Raw genomic sequence first — 19,195 nt, 5'->3', positions numbered from 1 at the left:
AGTTGGCATGGCGAATATGTTTGCCCTGATTCTGGTGATTGCCACACTGGTGACGGGCATTTTATGGTGCGTGGATAAATTCTTTTTCGCACCTAAACGGCGGGAACGTCAGGCAGCGGCGCAGGCGGCTGCCGGTGACTTACTGGATAAAGCAACGCTGAAGAAAGTTGCGCCGAAGCCTGGCTGGCTGGAAACCGGTGCTTCTGTTTTTCCGGTGCTGGCTATTGTATTGATTGTGCGTTCGTTTATTTATGAACCGTTCCAGATCCCGTCAGGTTCGATGATGCCGACTCTGTTAATCGGTGACTTTATTCTGGTAGAAAAATTTGCTTATGGCATTAAAGATCCTATCTACCAGAAAACGCTGATCGAAACCGGTCATCCGAAACGTGGCGATATTGTGGTCTTTAAATACCCGGAAGATCCAAAGCTTGATTACATCAAGCGTGCGGTGGGTTTACCGGGCGATAAAGTCACTTACGATCCGGTTTCAAAAGAGCTGACGATTCAGCCGGGATGCAGCTCCGGTCAGGCGTGTGAAAACGCGCTGCCGGTCACCTACTCAAACGTGGAACCGAGCGATTTCGTTCAGACCTTCTCACGTCGTAATGGTGGGGAAGCAACCAGCGGATTCTTTGAAGTGCCGAAAAACGAAACCAAAGAAAATGGAATTCGTCTTTCCGAGCGTAAAGAGACTCTGGGTGATGTGACGCACCGTATTTTGACAGTGCCGATTGCCCAGGATCAGGTAGGGATGTATTACCAGCAGCCAGGGCAACAACTGGCAACCTGGATTGTTCCACCGGGCCAATACTTCATGATGGGTGACAACCGTGACAACAGCGCGGACAGCCGTTACTGGGGCTTTGTGCCAGAAGCGAATCTGGTAGGTCGGGCAACGGCTATCTGGATGAGTTTCGATAAGCAAGAAGGCGAATGGCCTACTGGTGTGCGCTTAAGTCGTATTGGCGGCATCCATTAATAGCTTATCTTCGTTCACGTTGTCGCCGTTATGGCGACAACGTGAATTATTTATGAGATAAATCTCCCGTGGCTAACGACATCCCCCGTCGTTGTGTATAGAATATTCCCCCGAAGTTTAAGGTTGGCACCTCCAGGTTGCCACGGCACACGAAACAGCGTTGGTCCCCATATACCGGTAAACTGAAACTGCAGCGAAGCAGTTAGTAGAGCCATGTATATCAGGTCTGTTTCGTGTGCTGAATTGTTGACGCATTTATTTATTGGTATCGCATGAACCCCATCGTAATTAATCGGCTTCAAAGGAAGCTGGGCTACACTTTTAATCATCAGGAACTGTTGCAGCAGGCATTAACCCATCGTAGTGCCAGCAGCAAACATAACGAGCGTTTAGAATTTTTAGGCGACTCTATTCTGAGCTACGTTATCGCCAATGCGCTTTATCACCGTTTTCCTCGCGTGGATGAAGGCGATATGAGCCGGATGCGCGCCACGCTGGTTCGTGGCAATACGCTGGCTGAACTGGCGCGCGAATTTGAGTTAGGCGAGTGCTTACGTTTAGGGCCAGGTGAACTTAAAAGCGGTGGATTTCGTCGTGAATCTATTCTCGCCGACACCGTCGAAGCATTAATTGGTGGCGTATTCCTCGACAGTGACATTCAAACCGTCGAGAAATTAATCCTTAACTGGTATCAAACCCGTCTGGACGAAATTAGCCCAGGCGATAAACAAAAAGATCCGAAAACGCGCTTGCAAGAATATTTGCAGGGTCGTCATTTGCCGCTACCGACTTATCTGGTAGTCCAGGTACGTGGTGAGGCGCACGATCAGGAATTTACTATCCACTGCCAGGTCAGCGGCCTGAGTGAACCGGTGGTTGGCACAGGTTCAAGCCGTCGTAAGGCTGAGCAGGCTGCCGCCGAACAGGCGTTGAAAAAACTGGAGCTGGAATGAGCAACGATAAAAGTTACTGCGGATTTATTGCTATCGTCGGACGTCCGAACGTTGGCAAATCCACATTGTTGAATAAATTGTTGGGGCAGAAAATCTCCATCACCTCCCGCAAGGCGCAGACAACTCGTCACCGCATTGTAGGGATCCATACTGAAGGCGCGTATCAGGCGATCTACGTCGATACCCCAGGCCTGCATATGGAAGAAAAACGCGCCATTAACCGCCTGATGAACAAAGCGGCAAGCAGCTCCATTGGCGACGTTGAGCTGGTGATTTTTGTCGTTGAAGGCACCCGCTGGACGCCGGACGATGAAATGGTGCTCAACAAACTGCGCGATGGCAAAGCGCCGGTAATCCTCGCGGTGAATAAAGTGGACAACGTGCAGGAAAAAGCCGATCTGCTGCCACACTTACAGTTCCTGGCAAGCCAGATGAACTTCCTCGATATCGTGCCGATCTCTGCCGAAACCGGGCTGAATGTCGACACTATCGCGGCAATTGTGCGTAAGCATCTGCCTGAAGCGACCCATCACTTCCCGGAAGATTACATCACCGATCGCTCGCAGCGTTTTATGGCGTCTGAAATCATCCGCGAAAAACTGATGCGTTTTCTCGGCGCTGAACTGCCGTACTCCGTGACCGTGGAGATCGAACGTTTCGTCTCTAACGAACGCGGAGGTTATGACATCAACGGTTTGATTCTCGTTGAGCGTGAAGGGCAGAAGAAGATGGTCATTGGCAACAAAGGGGCCAAGATCAAAACCATCGGGATTGAAGCGCGTAAAGACATGCAGGAAATGTTCGAAGCGCCTGTTCACCTTGAGCTGTGGGTAAAAGTGAAATCCGGTTGGGCCGACGACGAACGCGCACTGCGCAGTCTCGGTTATGTTGACGATCTTTAAGAGTAACTCCGATGGAAGGCTGGCAGCGCGCATTTGTCCTGCATAGTCGCCCGTGGAGCGAAACCAGCCTGATGCTGGACGTCTTCACGGAGGAATCGGGTCGCGTGCGTCTGGTTGCCAAAGGCGCACGCTCTAAACGCTCTACCCTGAAAGGTGCATTACAGCCTTTCACCCCTCTCTTGCTACGTTTTGGCGGGCGTGGCGAAGTCAAAACGCTGCGCAGTGCTGAAGCTGTCTCGCTGGCGCTGCCATTAAGCGGTATCACCCTTTACAGTGGTTTGTACATTAACGAACTTCTCTCCCGCGTGCTGGAATACGAGACGCGCTTCTCTGAACTCTTTTTCGATTACTTGCACTGCATTCAGTCTCTTGCAGGTGCCACTGGTACGCCAGAACCCGCGCTGCGCCGCTTTGAACTGGCACTGCTCGGTCATCTGGGTTATGGCGTCAATTTTACCCATTGTGCGGGTAGCGGCGAGCCGGTAGATGACACCATGACGTATCGTTATCGCGAAGAAAAAGGGTTTATCGCAAGCGTCGTTATCGACAATAAAACGTTCACTGGAAGGCAGTTAAAAGCGTTAAACGCGCGGGAATTTCCTGACGCAGACACACTACGCGCCGCGAAACGCTTTACCCGCATGGCGCTTAAGCCGTATCTTGGCGGTAAACCATTAAAGAGCAGGGAACTGTTCCGGCAGTTTATGCCAAAGCGAACGGTGAAAACACATTATGAATGATGAGGATTGTCATGGCTGAATTACTGTTAGGCGTCAACATTGACCATATTGCAACGCTGCGTAACGCACGTGGTACTGCTTACCCGGATCCGGTGCAGGCGGCGTTTATTGCTGAGCAGGCGGGGGCGGATGGCATTACCGTGCATCTACGTGAAGATCGTCGCCACATTACCGACCGCGACGTGCGCATCCTGCGTCAGACGCTGGATACCCGCATGAATCTGGAGATGGCGGTGACCGAAGAGATGCTGGCGATCGCCGTTGAAACAAAGCCGCATTTTTGCTGCCTGGTACCTGAAAAGCGCCAGGAAGTCACAACCGAAGGTGGCCTGGACGTCGCAGGGCAGCGTGACAAAATGCGCGATGCCTGTAAACGTCTGGCGGATGCCGGGATTCAGGTTTCTCTGTTTATCGACGCCGATGAAGAGCAGATCAAAGCCGCGGCAGAGGTTGGCGCACCGTTCATCGAGATCCACACCGGTTGCTATGCCGATGCCAAAACTGACGCTGAACAGGCGCAGGAGCTGGCGCGCATTACGAAAGCCGCGACCTTTGCCGCAAGTCTCGGTCTGAAAGTTAACGCTGGTCACGGTCTGACCTATCACAACGTGAAAGCCATTGCCGCCATTCCTGAGATGCACGAACTGAATATCGGTCATGCCATTATTGGTCGTGCAGTGATGACCGGACTGAAAGATGCGGTGGCAGAAATGAAGCGTTTGATGCTGGAAGCGCGTGGCTAATGGCAATATTAGGTTTAGGCACGGATATCGTGGAGATCGCTCGCATAGAAGCGGTGATCGCCCGATCCGGTGAGCGCCTGGCACGTCGCGTATTAAGCGATAACGAATGGGAAATCTGGAAAACGCACCACCAGCCGGTGCGTTTTCTGGCAAAGCGCTTTGCCGTGAAAGAAGCGGCGGCAAAAGCGTTTGGCACCGGGATCCGCAATGGTCTGGCGTTTAATCAGTTTGAAGTATTCAACGATGAGCTCGGCAAACCACGGTTGCGGCTATGGGGTGAGGCGTTAAAACTGGCGGAAAAACTCGGCGTTGTAAATATGCATGTAACGCTGGCAGATGAGCGCCACTATGCTTGTGCCACGGTAATTATCGAAAGTTAAAATAATACCGTTCTCTTTAAAAAGTAAAACCCCCGAACTGGTAAGGAACGGGGGTTTTACTTTACAACTTTAATTTTGTGCAGCACACGATTCCAACGGAAATGATTATGGATCAATTTCGTTATCCTGTACAAGCAACTTGCAATCTCTGACATAAAAAACGCGAGCCTTTACGAAGAAATCGACATTGATGAAAAGATTAACGTGACCGCTTTTTGATAAGTACATTAAAATCGGTTTCGTTATTGGCAATTTTGCTGTGTTCTACGCCATGCCACTGAATTCCCCCATTGAAACGAGTGGTGTCGTCAAAGCTCTGGTGTGGAGTGCGGCACTCGATTCCAATAACTCGCACGTTCAGTTTTGGGGAGATGTAAGGGCTAATCTGAACGGCTGCATTCCTTGTTTAAGGAAAAACGAATGACTGATTGCCGATACCTGATTAAACGGGTCATTAAAGTCGTCATTGCTGTTTTACAGCTGATCCTTCTGTTCTTGTAACACCATGAAACGTACTTAAGGCGCGTCAGGTTAACCAGCCAGGCGCGCCTTTAATAATTATAAATAAATGTCTGGGCAGATATTATATAAATTCATTTGGTGAATAATTATGCTAATGTCATCAATTAAATAAATATAATGGCGTTAAGGCTTTCCTGTAAAATAATTAATACTCTACTTCCAGAGCAGAATATTAAATTTTATCCGCGTGGTGCATCAGCACAAATTTATCCCACAACTGTTCTTCTGTCTCGACATGCGCCGGATCTTTCACAATAGTATTAGGGATCGGGCACACCTTCTGGCAGGTGGGCGTCTCGTAGTGGCCTACGCATTCGGTACACTTATCGCTGTTAATCTCGTAGATATGTTCACCCATCGAAATCGCCTCATTCGGGCATTCGGGTTCACACATATCACAATTGATGCATTTTTTAGTGATTAACAGCGCCATAAGGAAACTCTCAAAACAACACAAACCGGGCGGGCATTATACGCGCATTCTTTACTCAAACCAGTTTTTTCACCAGCGCTTCACTATGACGAATACGTTCTGGTGCCAGTTCCAGATCCTGCTGAATCAGCGCAATGAACAGTAAATCCGTTAACATTCCCTGAGCGTGACAAGCAGAGATTGAAGCACTGTTTGTCGCTTGTTCTTCGGCAATGGTATACAGGCAGTGAGAAGCACGCTGTTGCAGGGCATTGGGAGTAAAGCCGGTAATCGCCAGCACTTTTCCGCCCACTCGCAGCATCTCATCTGCCGCCAGGTTTAACTCGCGTCGTACACCGGTGTAGGAAATGGCTAATAACAGATCGTCAGGGGACGACGCCTGGACTGTGGCGAGTAGCGCATGCATATCGCGCACTGCGGCGGCATTGAAGCCAATCTTCATCAGCTTCCAGGCAAAGTTTTGCGCCACCAGACCCGAAGCGCCAATACCGGTCAGAATTATCCGCCGCGCAGAGTGCAACATTGCCACGCCTTCATGTAGTTTCTCTTCACTATTAACGTTTAGCGTTGCGTACATGGCGGCAGTATTTTCTTTAATCAGTTTTTCGCCGACCAGCCGTAACGGATCATCACCACGGATTTGGTTATGAATGGGTACAGAAGGGGATTCCGGCTGGCTTGCCAGCGCTTCACTCAACGCCAACTTCAATGCCGGAAAACCTTTATAGCCGAGTTTTTGCGCGAACTTCACGACGCTGGACTGACTGACTCCGGCTTCGTTGGCCAGTTGCTGAGAGCTTAAATGGCGCGCCGTATCAGGTTGTAGCAGCAGATAATCCGCCAGTTTTTTATCACTCTGGGCAAGCCCCTGGTAACGCTGACGGATACGAAGTAAGCCGTTCATATCTTTCCTCGCGATGAAATTATGGCGACAACAGGCAATATGAAACACACGCGAGTGAATTTTATATTCCATTGCTGCTAATTGCCATGAATTAAAAATTCCAGATAGCCATGATGCAGTCGATTGTTGCCGGAAAAGTGATGATCTATCTGTTAGGCTATGTAGTAGCGAAGATTAATCAGGATGTTTCAGTCCAGAGGAGTATGGTTTGGCAACTCACGAGCGTCGTGTGGTGTTTTTTGACTTAGATGGAACATTGCATCAGCAGGATATGTTCGGCAGTTTTATGCGTTATTTACTGCGTCGCCAACCGCTGAATGCATTACTTGTCCTGCCGTTGTTGCCGGTCATTGCCATCGCGTTATTGATAAAAGGTCGTGCAGCACGATGGCCGATGAGTCTGCTTCTTTGGGGATGCACTTTTGGTCACAGTGAAGCGCGTTTACAGGCGTTGCAGGCCGATTTTGTGCACTGGTTTCGCGACAATGTTACAGCTTTTCCGCTTGTCCAGGAGCGTTTGACTACCTACCTGTTAAGTTCCGATGCGGATATTTGGTTGATCACAGGCTCTCCGCAGCCGCTGGTTGAAGCGGTTTATTATGATACGCCCTGGTTGCCGCGGGTTAATCTTATTGCCAGTCAGATCCAGCGGGGTTATGGCGGTTGGATATTGACGATGCGTTGTCTGGGACATGAAAAGGTCGCGCAACTGGAGCGCAAAATTGGCACGCCGCTGCGGCTGTACAGTGGCTATAGCGACAGTAATCAGGACAATCCACTGCTTTATTTCTGCCAGCATCGTTGGCGGGTAACCCCGCGCGGTGAACTCCAGCAACTGGAATAGAGTAAAGCATAGCGTCCGTGTATAATGCGCCGCGCTTTTATAACCGGAGTTTTCTTTTTGTCTGAAGTCGAATTTAGCCACGAATACTGGATGCGTCATGCAATGACGCTGGCGAAGCGTGCCTGGGATGAGCGGGAAGTGCCGGTCGGCGCGGTATTAGTGCATAACAATCGGGTAATCGGCGAAGGCTGGAACCGTCCGATTGGTCGACATGATCCCACCGCACATGCAGAAATCATGGCTCTGCGGCAGGGCGGTCTGGTGATGCAAAATTATCGTCTGATCGACGCCACGTTGTATGTCACGCTTGAACCCTGTGTAATGTGTGCCGGAGCAATGATCCACAGTCGCATTGGTCGCGTGGTCTTTGGTGCGCGTGATGCGAAAACGGGCGCTGCGGGATCTTTAATGGATGTGCTGCGCCATCCGGGTATGAATCATCGAGTGGAAATAACGGAAGGAATACTGGCAGACGAGTGCGCGGCGTTGCTCAGTGACTTCTTTCGCATGCGCCGCCAGGAAATTAAAGCGCAGAAAAAAGCGCAATCCTCGACGGATTAATTTTGTTTCTCTTCACTCCCTTTCCTGGAAAACAGCAGAGAAGGAGAGTGGGTCAAATAGTTTGATGACGACTGGGAAAGAAACGAGAGAAAAGGAAATTTCTCTTTGCCCAGCTCCGTTGGCGATACTGCCGGATAATCCTGCGCCAGTTGTATCGCCGCTTCTGTAGCCTGCTTCTCTTTCTCTTGCAGATACCCCACCAGGCTAATCTGATACTTACGAATATTTTCGACATAAGCGTAGGCTTCATGCCCACGTGCGTAGCCGTAAGTCAGCTTGCTGTAATAGGGTTTCTGGCTAAGTAAAGGCAGGCGCTGTTTCACGTCAGCCCAACTGTCAGGATTACCTTTAGTTTTTGCCGTCAGGGCGCGGGCATCCAGCATATGCGCATAGCCCATATTGTACGCGGCGAGGGCAAACCAGATCCGTTCGTTCTCCGGCACACTTTCCGGCACTTTACTCATCATATCCTGCAAATAACGCACACCGCCGCTGATGCTCTGTTCGGCATCGGTACGATCCGTAATGCCGAGGCTTTGTGCGGTATTTTTGGTTAACATCATCATGCCACGCACACCCGTCGGGGAAGTGGCCTGTGCATCCCAGTGCGATTCCTGATAAGCAATAGCGGCCAGCAAACGCCAGTCAATTTCTTCGGCGTACTTCTCAAACAGCGGTTTCAACTGCGGCAGTACGGTATCGACGGCGCGTAAAAACGTGCGCGTATCGACGTAATCAAAATCATCGCCATGCCCCAGGTATTTCTCTTCAATGCGTGCCAGCGTACCGTCTTCATTCATTTCGTTGAAGAAGTCGAGCAGAGCGGCAGAAAGGGTATTATCGCCATCTAATCGGCTAAACCAGGTCACCGGCTGTTCGTCGGTGATATCAAGCGCTACAGCGAGTTCCGGGTGAACGCGCTGAAACAGGCTGATGGCGACAGAATCAGCAATGGTGTAATCGAGTTTTCCTTCGATGACATCTTCCATTAATTCTGCTGAGCCTTTTTTGTCGTCTACCTTCCAGCTTAATTCCGGGAATTTTGTTTCTTTCAGGGTCTGGAGATCGTTAACCACCACATGGCCTGGTGCGATGGTAAGTTGCTCCGCTGTCAGATTGCCCAGCGTACGCGGGCGATACTGACCCACTTTATAAACCAGTTGTTGTGACACGGAATAGTAGGTAGGGCCAGGCTGATAATTTTTTACCCGCTCACTGTTATAAACCAGTCCTGCAGCCAGCAGATCGGCGTTGCCGTTATCGAGGTCGTCAAACAGCTGGCTGATATTCTGCCGCACGGTCACTTTCAGTTTTACGCCGAGGTACTCGGCAAACTGTTTCGCCAGTTCGTAATCCAGGCCAAAAGGTTTCCCGTTGATTTCGTTATAAGTCAGTGGGGTATGAATAGTGCTCACACGCAACTCTCCCCGCGCTTGAATGGCGGCGATACGGTTGTCGGCTTTACCAAACCAGGGAATGGATGGCCAGAGAGCGACCGCGAGCAGCAGTGCCAGAATGCCGATGAACAGATAATTAATCTTTAATTTTTTCAATTAGTTAATTCTCTGTGTCGTGCGCATCCCAGCTTGAAAAAACGTAATAATAGTGAAAGGTTTACTCATAAATGAGCGGCATTTTGCGTAAACCAGCGCCAGTTGGCAACTTATTACAGCCATTGGCGGCACGCGTTGCTAATTCACGATGGTGATTTTATTTCCACGCAAACGGTTTCGTCAGCGCATCAGATTCTTTATAATGACGCCCGTTTCCCCCCCCTTGGGTACACCGAAAGCTTAGAAGACGAGAGACTTATGATGGAAATTCTGCGTGGTTCGCCTGCATTGTCGGCATTCCGAATCAACAAACTGCTGGCACGTTTTCAGGCTGCCAGGCTCCCGGTTCACAATATTTACGCCGAGTATGTCCATTTTGCTGACCTCAATGCGCCGTTAAACGATGATGAGCACGCACAACTTGAACGCCTGCTGAAATATGGCCCGGCACTCGCCAGCCACGCCCCGCAAGGCAAACTCCTGCTGGTGACTCCGCGTCCTGGTACCATCTCTCCCTGGTCTTCGAAAGCGACCGATATCGCCCATAACTGCGGGCTGCAACAGGTAAACCGCCTTGAGCGCGGCGTTGCTTACTATATAGAAGCCGGTACGCTGACCCATCAACAATGGCAGCAGGTGACCGCTGAACTGCACGACCGCATGATGGAAACGGTCTTTTCTGCTTTAGATGATGCAGAGCAGCTGTTTGCACACCATCAACCGACTCCGGTCACCAGCGTTGATTTGCTGGGGCAGGGCCGTCAGGCGCTAATCGACGCTAACCTGCGTCTTGGCCTGGCACTGGCGGAAGATGAAATTGACTATCTGCAGGATGCGTTCACAAAGCTGGGTCGTAACCCGAACGACATCGAGCTGTATATGTTCGCCCAGGCGAACTCTGAGCACTGCCGCCACAAAATTTTTAACGCCGACTGGATTATCGACGGAGAACAACAGCCGAAATCGCTGTTCAAGATGATCAAAAATACCTTCGAAACCACGCCGGATCACGTTCTTTCTGCTTATAAAGATAACGCCGCCGTGATGGAAGGTTCCGAAGTGGGCCGCTACTTTGCTGACCACGAAACGGGCCGCTACGACTTCCATCAGGAACCGGCGCACATCCTGATGAAAGTCGAAACCCACAACCACCCAACGGCGATTTCTCCGTGGCCGGGTGCGGCAACCGGTTCCGGTGGCGAAATTCGCGATGAAGGTGCCACCGGCCGCGGCGCGAAGCCGAAAGCTGGCCTGGTCGGTTTCTCCGTATCCAACCTGCGTATTCCTGGCTTTGAACAACCGTGGGAAGAAGATTTCGGTAAGCCTGAGCGCATTGTCACCGCGCTGGACATCATGACAGAAGGTCCGCTGGGCGGCGCGGCATTTAACAACGAATTTGGTCGTCCGGCACTGAACGGCTACTTCCGTACCTATGAAGAAAAAGTGAACAGCCACAACGGCGAAGAGCTGCGCGGGTATCACAAACCGATCATGCTGGCGGGTGGGATCGGCAATATTCGCGCCGATCACGTACAAAAAGGCGAGATCAACGTCGGTGCGAAACTGATCGTTCTCGGTGGCCCCGCAATGAACATCGGTCTTGGCGGCGGCGCGGCGTCTTCCATGGCGTCTGGTCAGTCTGATGCCGACCTCGACTTTGCTTCCGTACAGCGCGATAACCCGGAGATGGAGCGTCGCTGTCAGGAAGTGATCGATCGCTGCTGGCAGCTTGGCGACGCGAACCCGATTCTGTTTATCCACGACGTCGGCGCGGGTGGTCTTTCTAATGCTATGCCGGAGCTGGTGAGCGACGGCGGACGCGGCGGTAAATTTGAACTGCGCGATATCCTGAGCGACGAACCGGGCATGAGCCCGCTGGAAATCTGGTGTAATGAATCCCAGGAACGCTACGTGCTGGCCGTTGCTGCCGATCAGTTACCGCTGTTTGACGAACTGTGTAAGCGTGAGCGCGCACCGTACGCGGTGATTGGTGAGGCCACCGAAGAATTACATCTTTCTCTGCACGATCGTCATTTTGATAATCAACCCATCGATCTGCCGCTCGACGTACTACTTGGCAAAACGCCGAAGATGACCCGCGATGTGCAAACGCTGAAAGCGAAAGGCGACGCGCTGGCCCGTGAAGGGATCACCATCGCTGACGCGGTGAAACGTGTGTTACATCTGCCGACTGTGGCGGAGAAAACCTTTCTGGTGACCATCGGCGATCGCAGCGTAACCGGCATGGTGGCGCGCGATCAGATGGTGGGTCCGTGGCAGGTGCCGGTCGCTAACTGCGCAGTCACTACCGCCAGCCTCGACAGCTACTACGGTGAAGCGATGGCGATTGGCGAACGTGCGCCGGTTGCGCTGCTGGATTTCGCTGCCTCTGCTCGTCTGGCGGTTGGTGAAGCGTTAACTAACATTGCCGCAACGCAGATTGGCGATATCAAACGCATCAAACTTTCCGCTAACTGGATGGCGGCAGCAGGTCATCCAGGTGAAGATGCGGGCCTGTATGAAGCTGTTAAAGCGGTGGGCGAAGAGCTTTGTCCGGCGCTGGGCCTGACGATTCCGGTGGGTAAAGACTCCATGTCGATGAAAACCCGCTGGCAGGAAGGTAGCGAAGAGCGCGAAATGACCTCGCCGCTTTCGCTGGTGATTTCTGCATTTGCCCGCGTGGAAGATGTGCGTCACACCATCACGCCGCAGCTTTCTACCGAAGATAACGCACTGCTGCTGATTGATCTGGGCAAAGGCAATAACGCGCTGGGTGCAACGGCGCTGGCGCAGGTTTATCGTCAGCTTGGCGACAAACCGGCAGATGTACGCGATGTCGCGCAACTGAAAGGCTTCTATGACGCGATTCAGGCGCTGGTTGCACAGCGTAAGCTGCTCGCGTATCACGACCGCTCTGATGGCGGGCTGGTGGTAACGCTGGCGGAAATGGCCTTTGCTGGTCATTGCGGCATTGACGCGGATATCGCCACTCTGGGTGACGATCGCCTGGCGGCGTTGTTTAACGAAGAACTGGGTGCGGTGATTCAGGTTCGAGCCGCTGACCGTGAAGCAGTTGAAGCTGTACTGGCACAGCATGGGCTTGCTGATTGCGTCCATTATGTTGGCCAGGCGGTTTCCGGTGACCGTTTTGTAATTACCGCCAACGGGCAGACTGTATTCAGCGAAAGCCGCACCACGTTGCGTGTCTGGTGGGCAGAAACTACCTGGCAGATGCAGCGCCTGCGTGACAACCCGGAGTGTGCCGATCAGGAACATCAGGCGAAATCTAACGACGCCGATCCGGGCCTGAATGTGAAACTGTCGTTTGATATCAACGAAGATGTGGCAGCACCGTATATTGCCACTGGTGCGCGTCCGAAAGTTGCCGTGCTGCGTGAGCAGGGGGTGAACTCGCATGTTGAAATGGCGGCAGCTTTCCACCGTGCAGGCTTCGATGCAATCGATGTGCATATGAGCGACCTGCTGGCTGGACGCACGGGCCTGGAGGATTTCCACGCTCTGGTAGCGTGCGGCGGATTCTCCTACGGTGACGTGCTGGGGGCTGGTGAAGGCTGGGCGAAGTCTATCCTGTTCAATGACCGTGTACGCGATGAGTTTGCAACCTTCTTCCACCGTCCGCAAACGCTGGCGCTGGGGGTATGTAACGGTTGCCAGATGATGTCTAACCTACGCGAACTGATCCCAGGTAGCGAGTTGTGGCCACGTTTCGTGCGTAACACCTCCGATCGCTTTGAAGCGCGTTTCAGCCTGGTAGAAGTGACCCAAAGCCCGTCTCTGCTGTTGCAAGGGATGGTGGGTTCGCAGATGCCGATTGCTGTCTCTCACGGCGAAGGGCGCGTGGAAGTGCGCGATGCGGCGCATCTGGCGGCACTGGAAAGCAAAGGGCTGGTGGCACTGCGCTATGTCGATAACTTCGGTAAAGTCACCGAAACCTACCCGGCTAACCCGAACGGTTCTCCGAATGGTATTACGGCGGTCACGACTGAAAGTGGTCGAGTCACCATTATGATGCCGCACCCGGAACGTGTTTTCCGTACTGTCAGTAACTCCTGGCATCCGGAAAACTGGGGGGAAGATGGCCCATGGATGCGTATTTTCCGCAATGCGCGTAAGCAGTTGGGGTAAGTCGTCAAACTATTGGTTTTGCTGCCCGGATGTGGCATTAAACGCCGACCACTATCATAAGCTCCCAGCTCCGGGAGCTTTTTTTGTGTCTGTAAATCACGACAATGGGTGGTTTACCGTGTCGCTTTTTGGCGACATTTAATTGATTGATTTTATTTGGATCTAATAAATTTATCTTAAGCTGTCGCTTTTTAGCGACACAATGGCTGATTTACAGCCAAATAGCGAAGAAGTCATAAATCCATCAAAACAACGTATAATCAGTACGTTACCAAACTATTTTATTTATTGGCACAGTTACTGCATAATAGTCATCAGTGGCTCATTCACCGACTTATGTCAGCCCCTTCGGGACGTGCTACATAAAATTCGAATGACGCACAACAAGGTGCCTGCCGTCCAACTTCTGATATCAGCTTAGCTATATCAACCCTCGGGCGAAACGTCGAGTTAGGCACCGCCTTATTCCATAACAAAGCCGGGTCATTCCCGGCTTTGTTGTATCTGAACTTCCCCTCGGTTAGCATCAGGCTATTCGCGTCTGACGAGAGTAACACCTTGAAACGCTGGCCCGTTTTTCCCCGCTCATTACGACAACTGGTAATGCTGGCATTTTTGCTGATTCTGCTACCCCTGTTGGTGCTGGCATGGCAAGCCTGGCAAAGCCTGAATGCGCTTAGCGATCAGGCGGCGCTGGTTAACCGCACTACGCTTATTGATGCCCGGCGCAGTGAAGCGATGACCAACGCGGCGCTGGAGATGGAGCGTAGCTACCGTCAGTATTGCGTGCTGGATGACCCAACCCTGGCGAAGGTTTATCAAAGCCAGCGCAAGCGTTATAGCGAAATGCTCGATGCCCACGCAGGCGTACTGCCGGACGATAAACTCTACCAGGCATTGCGTCAGGACTTGAACAATCTGGCTCAACTTCAGTGTAACAACAGCGGTCCCGATGCTGCCGCCGCCGCGCGTCTGGAAGCCTTTGCCAGCGCCAATACCGAAATGGTACAGGCCACGCGCACAGTGGTGTTCTCTCGTGGACAGCAGCTTCAGCGTGAAATCGCCGAACGTGGGCAATATTTTGGTTGGCAATCGCTGGTGTTATTTCTGGTAAGTCTGGTGATGGTACTGCTCTTCACGCGGATGATTATCGGCCCGGTAAAAAATATTGAACGGATGATCAACCGTCTGGGGGAAGGGCGTTCTCTGGGCAATAGCGTTTCGTTCAGTGGACCGAGTGAGTTACGCTCGGTTGGGCAACGTATTCTTTGGTTAAGTGAGCGCCTGTCATGGCTGGAATCCCAGCGCCATCAATTCTTAAGACATTTATCTCATGAATTAAAAACCCCGCTGGCGAGTATGCGCGAGGGCACTGAATTACTGGCTGACCAGGTTGTCGGGCCGCTTACGCCCGAGCAAAAAGAGGTGGTGAGCATCCTTGATAGCAGCAGCCGCAATTTGCAAAAACTGATCGAACAACTGCTTGATTACAACCGTAAACAGGCGGACGGTGCAGTGGAACTGGAGAGTGTAGAGTTGGCACCGCTGGTGGAAATGGTGGTTTCTGCTCATAGCCTGCCCGCACGGGCTAAAATGATGCATACCGACGTCGATCTCAAAGCAACTGCTTGCCTGGCGGAGCCAATGCTGCTGATGAGCGTACTGGATAATCTTTACTCCAATGCGGTGCACTACGGGGCTGAATCCGGTAACATTTGCCTTCGCAGCAGTTTACATGGCGCGCGGGTTTATATTGATGTCATCAATACAGGCACACCCATTCCGCAAGAGGAACGCGCCATGATCTTCGAACCCTTTTTTCAGGGAAGCCACCAGCGAAAAGGAGCGGTGAAGGGCAGCGGTCTGGGATTAAGCATTGCCAGGGATTGTATTCGCCGTATGCAGGGGGAACTGTATCTGGTCGACGAGAGCGGGCAAGAGGTTTGCTTCCGCATTGAATTACCGTCGTCGAAAAACACGAAATAATGTTAAGAGCCTATCCCATCAGGCTATTTTATTTGCCAGTTTGGCCCCGTGCAGTGCTCGAAATCCTTACGTACTACGTGTACGCTCCGGTTTCTCCGCGCTGTCCATGTCCAAACTGCCTGCAACAATTACGCCCACTGGGATAGGTTTTAAGTCTGGTGAATATGCGACACATTTTTCAACGATTATTGCCCCGACGGCTATGGCTGGCAGGGCTGCCATGTCTGGCATTGCTGGGTTGCGTGCAGAGTCACAATAAGCCAGCCATTGATACGCCAGCAGAAGAAAAAATTCCGGTTTATCAACTGGCTGACTATCTTTCTACTGAATGTAGCGACATCTGGGCGCTGCAAGGTAAAACAACCGAAACCAATCCGCTTTACTGGCTGCGGGCGATGGATTGTGCTGATCGTTTAATGCCTGCGCAGTCGCGTCAGCAAGCCCGCCAATATGACGACGGCAGCTGGCAAAATACCTTTAAACAAGGGATTTTGCTCGCCGACGCCAAAATTACGCCGTATGAGCGCCGCCAGCTGGTCGCGCGCATTGATGCGTTAAGTACCGAGATCCCGGCACAGGTTCGCCCACTGTATCAACTCTGGCGCGACGGTCAGGCGCTGCAACTGCAACTGGCGGAAGAGCGCCAACGCTACAGCAAACTCCAGCAGTCCAGCGACAGCGAACTGGATACTTTGCGCCAGCAACATCACGTTCTACAGCAGCAACTGGAGCTCACCACCCGCAAGCTGGAAAATCTGACCGATATTGAACGTCAGCTCTCGACCCGCAAACCGGCTGGCAATTTCTCGCCGGATACGCCGCACGAGAGTGAAAATCCCGCGCCATCTACCCATGAGGTCACTCCTGATGAGCCATAAACCTGCGCATTTATTACTGGTCGATGACGATCCAGGATTGCTGAAACTGCTTGGCCTGCGTCTGACCAGCGAAGGCTACAGCGTGGTCACGGCAGAAAGTGGAGCTGAAGGATTGCGGGTACTGAATCGCGAAAAAGTAGATTTAGTCATCAGCGACCTGCGGATGGATGAAATGGATGGTATGCAGTTGTTTGCCGAAATCCAGAAAGTGCAGCCGGGAATGCCGGTAATTATTCTTACCGCCCATGGTTCCATTCCCGATGCCGTTGCCGCGACACAGCAGGGCGTGTTCAGTTTCCTCACCAAGCCTGTCGATAAAGACGCGCTGTATCAGGCAATTGATGATGCGCTGGAACAATCCGCGCCAACCACCGACGAACGCTGGCGCGAGGCGATTGTCACTCGTAGTCCGTTAATGTTGCGCTTGTTGGAACAGGCGAGGCTGGTGGCGCAGTCAGATGTTAGCGTTTTGATTAACGGTCAGAGCGGTACCGGGAAAGAGATTTTTGCCCAGGCGATCCACAACGCCAGCCCGCGCAACAGCAAGCCGTTTATTGCTATTAACTGTGGCGCATTGCCCGAGCAATTACTGGAGTCCGAGCTGTTTGGTCATGCGCGTGGTGCGTTTACTGGCGCTGTCAGTAATCGCGAAGGTTTATTCCAGGCGGCGGAAGGCGGTACGCTGTTTCTCGATGAGATTGGCGACATGCCCGCACCGTTGCAGGTCAAACTGCTACGCGTGTTGCAGGAGCGCAAAGTGCGCCCGCTGGGCAGCAACCGCGATATTGATATCGACGTGCGGATTATTTCCGCCACTCACCGTGACCTGCCAAAGGCGATGGCGCGCGGGGAATTCCGTGAAGATCTCTACTATCGCCTCAACGTTGTCAGTCTGAAAATTCCGGCATTGGCGGAGCGCACAGAAGACATTCCGCTACTGGCAAATCACCTGTTGCGCCAGGCGGCAGAGCGACATAAACCATTTGTCCGCGCGTTCTCCACCGATGCAATGAAACGCCTGATGACCGCGAGCTGGCCGGGCAACGTGCGCCAGTTGGTCAACGTGATTGAACAGTGCGTGGCGCTGACATCATCTCCGGTGATTAGTGATGCGTTAGTCGAGCAGGCGCTGGAGGGCGAAAATACGGCTCTGCCAACATTTGTCGAAGCGCGTAATCAGTTTGAACTCAACTACTTGCGTAAGCTGCTGCAAATCACCAAAGGTAATGTCACCCACGCGGCGAGAATGGCGGGGCGCAACCGGACAGAATTTTATAAACTGCTTTCCCGACACGAACTGGATGCAAACGATTTCAAGGAATGAATTGGCGTTATGTGTTACGTTTAGCAGATCAAAAGACAGGCGACCTTTTCAAGGAATAGCATGAAAAAGATTGATGCGATTATTAAACCCTTCAAGCTGGACGATGTCCGCGAAGCACTGGCTGAAGTCGGCATTACCGGCATGACGGTCACCGAGGTGAAAGGTTTTGGCCGCCAGAAAGGCCATACCGAGCTGTATCGCGGCGCGGAGTATATGGTGGATTTTCTGCCGAAGGTAAAAATTGAGATTGTCGTGCCGGACGACATTGTCGATATCTGCGTAGATACGATTATTCGCACGGCGCAAACCGGCAAAATCGGTGACGGTAAAATCTTCGTCTTTGACGTGGCGCGGGTTATTCGTATCCGTACTGGTGAAGAGGACGACGCGGCAATTTAAACCGCAATTTTGTGGCGTCATTTCGGTTGTCTCTTGAGCAAATCGTTGTTCAAGAGACATCATTTACTGCCTCTCTCAACCCAACGCAAAAATCTGAGTCGCCTGATAAGACAGCGGCAAATCGTCCTTTCCATAAAAATATCTCACCTTTAACCGTTTCAGCGTCAGGGGCCTTTCTTGAGGCAAACGCCTGATGGTGGTATCGTTTAGCGCTTTTATAAAAAATTCGACACTTAAGGGGATTTTCGCAATGCGTATCATTCTGCTTGGCGCTCCGGGCGCGGGTAAAGGGACTCAGGCTCAGTTCATCATGGAGAAATATGGTATTCCGCAAATCTCCACGGGTGATATGCTGCGTGCTGCGGTCAAATCTGGCTCCGAGCTGGGTAAACAAGCAAAAGACATTATGGATGCGGGGAAACTGGTCACTGACGAACTGGTTATCGCACTGGTTAAAGAGCGTATTGCTCAGGAAGACTGCCGTAACGGTTTCCTGCTTGATGGCTTCCCGCGAACCATTCCGCAGGCAGACGCGATGAAAGAAGCGGGCATCAACGTTGATTACGTTCTGGAATTCGACGTACCGGACGAACTGATTGTTGACCGTATCGTAGGCCGCCGCGTTCACGCGCCGTCTGGTCGTGTATATCACGTTAAATTCAATCCGCCGAAAGTAGAAGGCAAAGACGACGTTACCGGTGAAGAACTGACTACCCGTAAAGACGATCAGGAAGAAACCGTGCGTAAACGTCTGGTTGAATACCATCAGATGACTGCGCCGCTGATCGGCTACTACTCCAAAGAAGCGGAAGCGGGTAACACCAAATACGCGAAAGTTGACGGCACCAAGCCGGTTGCTGAAGTTCGCGCTGATCTGGAAAAGATCCTCGGCTAATTAAGCCGCAGCAGATCTGCTTTCGGGCAGGTCTGCTCATTCTCCTCAGG

18 protein-coding genes are annotated in these 19,195 nt (G+C 52.0%); 15 read left to right on the top strand and 3 right to left on the bottom strand.

Features of this window, described 5'->3' with window-relative positions; genetic code table 11:
- Nucleotides 1–7 precede the first annotated feature (7 nt).
- The 7 genes from lepB to shoB all read left to right on the top strand — a co-directional run bounded on the left by lepB (nucleotide 8) and on the right by shoB (nucleotide 5,201).
- A complete protein-coding gene (gene lepB, locus K0335_RS14670; RefSeq protein WP_219393893.1) occupies nucleotides 8–982 on the top strand; it encodes a signal peptidase I in 975 nt (324 codons plus the stop codon).
- 272 nt (nucleotides 983–1,254) lie between these two features.
- Nucleotides 1,255–1,935, top strand: a complete 681-nt coding sequence (rnc, locus tag K0335_RS14665) for a ribonuclease III (RefSeq protein WP_001068343.1) — start codon at nucleotides 1,255–1,257, stop codon at nucleotides 1,933–1,935.
- Nucleotides 1,932–2,837: a GTPase Era gene (era, locus tag K0335_RS14660; RefSeq protein WP_000063883.1), complete on the top strand. Its 906-nt coding sequence runs from the start codon at nucleotides 1,932–1,934 to the stop codon at nucleotides 2,835–2,837. The genes rnc and era overlap by 4 nt, the downstream gene beginning before the upstream one ends.
- A gap of 11 nt (nucleotides 2,838–2,848) precedes the next feature.
- The gene (gene recO, locus K0335_RS14655; protein WP_000399393.1) at nucleotides 2,849–3,577 is read left to right on the top strand and encodes a DNA repair protein RecO; all 729 of its coding nucleotides are present in this window, start codon (nucleotides 2,849–2,851) and stop codon (nucleotides 3,575–3,577) included.
- An 11-nt stretch (nucleotides 3,578–3,588) separates the two neighbouring features.
- Complete coding sequence (pdxJ, locus tag K0335_RS14650; protein WP_010349139.1) at nucleotides 3,589–4,320, top strand: pyridoxine 5'-phosphate synthase; 732 nt, start codon at nucleotides 3,589–3,591, stop codon at nucleotides 4,318–4,320.
- Nucleotides 4,320–4,700, top strand: coding sequence for a holo-ACP synthase (gene acpS, locus K0335_RS14645; protein WP_000986038.1), 381 nt, complete (start codon nucleotides 4,320–4,322; stop codon nucleotides 4,698–4,700). The genes pdxJ and acpS overlap by 1 nt, the downstream gene beginning before the upstream one ends.
- A 420-nt stretch (nucleotides 4,701–5,120) precedes the next feature.
- Nucleotides 5,121–5,201 (top strand): type I toxin-antitoxin system toxin ShoB, encoded by an 81-nt coding sequence (gene shoB, locus K0335_RS14640; RefSeq protein ID WP_000128779.1) that lies wholly within the window; start codon nucleotides 5,121–5,123, stop codon nucleotides 5,199–5,201.
- 193 nt (nucleotides 5,202–5,394) lie between these two features.
- Here shoB and yfhL read toward each other — a convergent pair whose 3' ends face one another.
- Together yfhL and K0335_RS14630 are read right to left on the bottom strand one after the other, a co-directional pair.
- Complete coding sequence (gene yfhL, locus K0335_RS14635) at nucleotides 5,395–5,655, bottom strand: 4Fe-4S dicluster ferredoxin YfhL (protein WP_001196294.1); 261 nt, start codon at nucleotides 5,653–5,655, stop codon at nucleotides 5,395–5,397.
- Between the two features lie 55 nt (nucleotides 5,656–5,710).
- A complete protein-coding gene (locus K0335_RS14630; protein ID WP_104919595.1) occupies nucleotides 5,711–6,559 on the bottom strand; it encodes a MurR/RpiR family transcriptional regulator in 849 nt (282 codons plus the stop codon).
- 208 nt (nucleotides 6,560–6,767) lie between these two features.
- Here K0335_RS14630 and yfhb point away from each other — a divergent pair, with 208 nt between their 5' ends.
- Nucleotides 6,768–7,403 carry a phosphatidylglycerophosphatase C gene (gene yfhb, locus K0335_RS14625; protein WP_000190668.1) on the top strand — a complete coding sequence of 212 codons (636 nt, stop codon included), beginning with the start codon at nucleotides 6,768–6,770 and terminating at the stop codon, nucleotides 7,401–7,403.
- A 57-nt stretch (nucleotides 7,404–7,460) separates the two neighbouring features.
- Nucleotides 7,461–7,964, top strand: a complete 504-nt coding sequence (tadA, locus tag K0335_RS14620) for a tRNA adenosine(34) deaminase TadA (RefSeq protein ID WP_207105686.1) — start codon at nucleotides 7,461–7,463, stop codon at nucleotides 7,962–7,964.
- Here tadA and mltF read toward each other — a convergent pair.
- A complete protein-coding gene (gene mltF, locus K0335_RS14615; RefSeq protein WP_000734229.1) occupies nucleotides 7,961–9,517 on the bottom strand; it encodes a membrane-bound lytic murein transglycosylase MltF in 1,557 nt (518 codons plus the stop codon). The genes tadA and mltF overlap by 4 nt on opposite strands.
- 258 nt (nucleotides 9,518–9,775) lie before the next feature.
- Between mltF and purL the strand changes: the two genes are divergently transcribed.
- From purL to adk, 6 genes are all read left to right on the top strand, one after another.
- Nucleotides 9,776–13,663 (top strand): phosphoribosylformylglycinamidine synthase, encoded by a 3,888-nt coding sequence (purL, locus tag K0335_RS14610; RefSeq protein WP_160193897.1) that lies wholly within the window; start codon nucleotides 9,776–9,778, stop codon nucleotides 13,661–13,663.
- Nucleotides 13,664–14,221: 558 nt separating this feature from the next.
- Entirely contained in the window at nucleotides 14,222–15,649 is a 1,428-nt protein-coding gene (gene qseE, locus K0335_RS14605; protein WP_001353026.1) for a two component system sensor histidine kinase QseE/GlrK, read from the top strand.
- Between the two features lie 164 nt (nucleotides 15,650–15,813).
- Nucleotides 15,814–16,527 (top strand): two-component system QseEF-associated lipoprotein QseG, encoded by a 714-nt coding sequence (gene qseG, locus K0335_RS14600; protein ID WP_001215896.1) that lies wholly within the window; start codon nucleotides 15,814–15,816, stop codon nucleotides 16,525–16,527.
- Entirely contained in the window at nucleotides 16,517–17,851 is a 1,335-nt protein-coding gene (gene glrR / locus K0335_RS14595; RefSeq protein ID WP_012599921.1) for a two-component system response regulator GlrR, read from the top strand. The genes qseG and glrR overlap by 11 nt, the downstream gene beginning before the upstream one ends.
- A 60-nt stretch (nucleotides 17,852–17,911) precedes the next feature.
- Nucleotides 17,912–18,250: a nitrogen regulatory protein P-II gene (glnB, locus tag K0335_RS14590; RefSeq protein ID WP_000717691.1), complete on the top strand. Its 339-nt coding sequence runs from the start codon at nucleotides 17,912–17,914 to the stop codon at nucleotides 18,248–18,250.
- Nucleotides 18,251–18,500: 250 nt separating this feature from the next.
- Entirely contained in the window at nucleotides 18,501–19,145 is a 645-nt protein-coding gene (gene adk, locus K0335_RS14585) for an adenylate kinase (RefSeq protein WP_001220233.1), read from the top strand.
- The last annotated feature ends 50 nt before the right edge of the window (nucleotides 19,146–19,195 follow it).

It is taken from the genome of Escherichia sp. GZ89 (genome assembly GCF_019366485.1).
Lineage (GTDB): Bacteria > Pseudomonadota > Gammaproteobacteria > Enterobacterales > Enterobacteriaceae > Escherichia > Escherichia fergusonii.
This window is presented reverse-complemented; position numbering and strand designations above follow the sequence as displayed.

What these genes read in the sequence shown, in the direction of transcription:
- lepB (WP_219393893.1), top strand. Translation starts at nt 8, where the DNA reads ATGGCGAATATGTTTGCCCTGATTCTGGTGATTGCCACACTGGTGACG.
- rnc (WP_001068343.1), top strand. Translation starts at nt 1,255, where the DNA reads ATGAACCCCATCGTAATTAATCGGCTTCAAAGGAAGCTGGGCTACACT.
- era (WP_000063883.1), top strand. Translation starts at nt 1,932, where the DNA reads ATGAGCAACGATAAAAGTTACTGCGGATTTATTGCTATCGTCGGACGT.
- recO (WP_000399393.1), top strand. Translation starts at nt 2,849, where the DNA reads ATGGAAGGCTGGCAGCGCGCATTTGTCCTGCATAGTCGCCCGTGGAGC.
- pdxJ (WP_010349139.1), top strand. Translation starts at nt 3,589, where the DNA reads ATGGCTGAATTACTGTTAGGCGTCAACATTGACCATATTGCAACGCTG.
- acpS (WP_000986038.1), top strand. Translation starts at nt 4,320, where the DNA reads ATGGCAATATTAGGTTTAGGCACGGATATCGTGGAGATCGCTCGCATA.
- shoB (WP_000128779.1), top strand. Translation starts at nt 5,121, where the DNA reads ATGACTGATTGCCGATACCTGATTAAACGGGTCATTAAAGTCGTCATT.
- yfhL (WP_001196294.1), bottom strand. Translation starts at nt 5,655, where the DNA reads ATGGCGCTGTTAATCACTAAAAAATGCATCAATTGTGATATGTGTGAA.
- K0335_RS14630 (WP_104919595.1), bottom strand. Translation starts at nt 6,559, where the DNA reads ATGAACGGCTTACTTCGTATCCGTCAGCGTTACCAGGGGCTTGCCCAG.
- purL (WP_160193897.1), top strand. Translation starts at nt 9,776, where the DNA reads ATGATGGAAATTCTGCGTGGTTCGCCTGCATTGTCGGCATTCCGAATC.
- qseG (WP_001215896.1), top strand. Translation starts at nt 15,814, where the DNA reads ATGCGACACATTTTTCAACGATTATTGCCCCGACGGCTATGGCTGGCA.
- glrR (WP_012599921.1), top strand. Translation starts at nt 16,517, where the DNA reads ATGAGCCATAAACCTGCGCATTTATTACTGGTCGATGACGATCCAGGA.
- glnB (WP_000717691.1), top strand. Translation starts at nt 17,912, where the DNA reads ATGAAAAAGATTGATGCGATTATTAAACCCTTCAAGCTGGACGATGTC.
- adk (WP_001220233.1), top strand. Translation starts at nt 18,501, where the DNA reads ATGCGTATCATTCTGCTTGGCGCTCCGGGCGCGGGTAAAGGGACTCAG.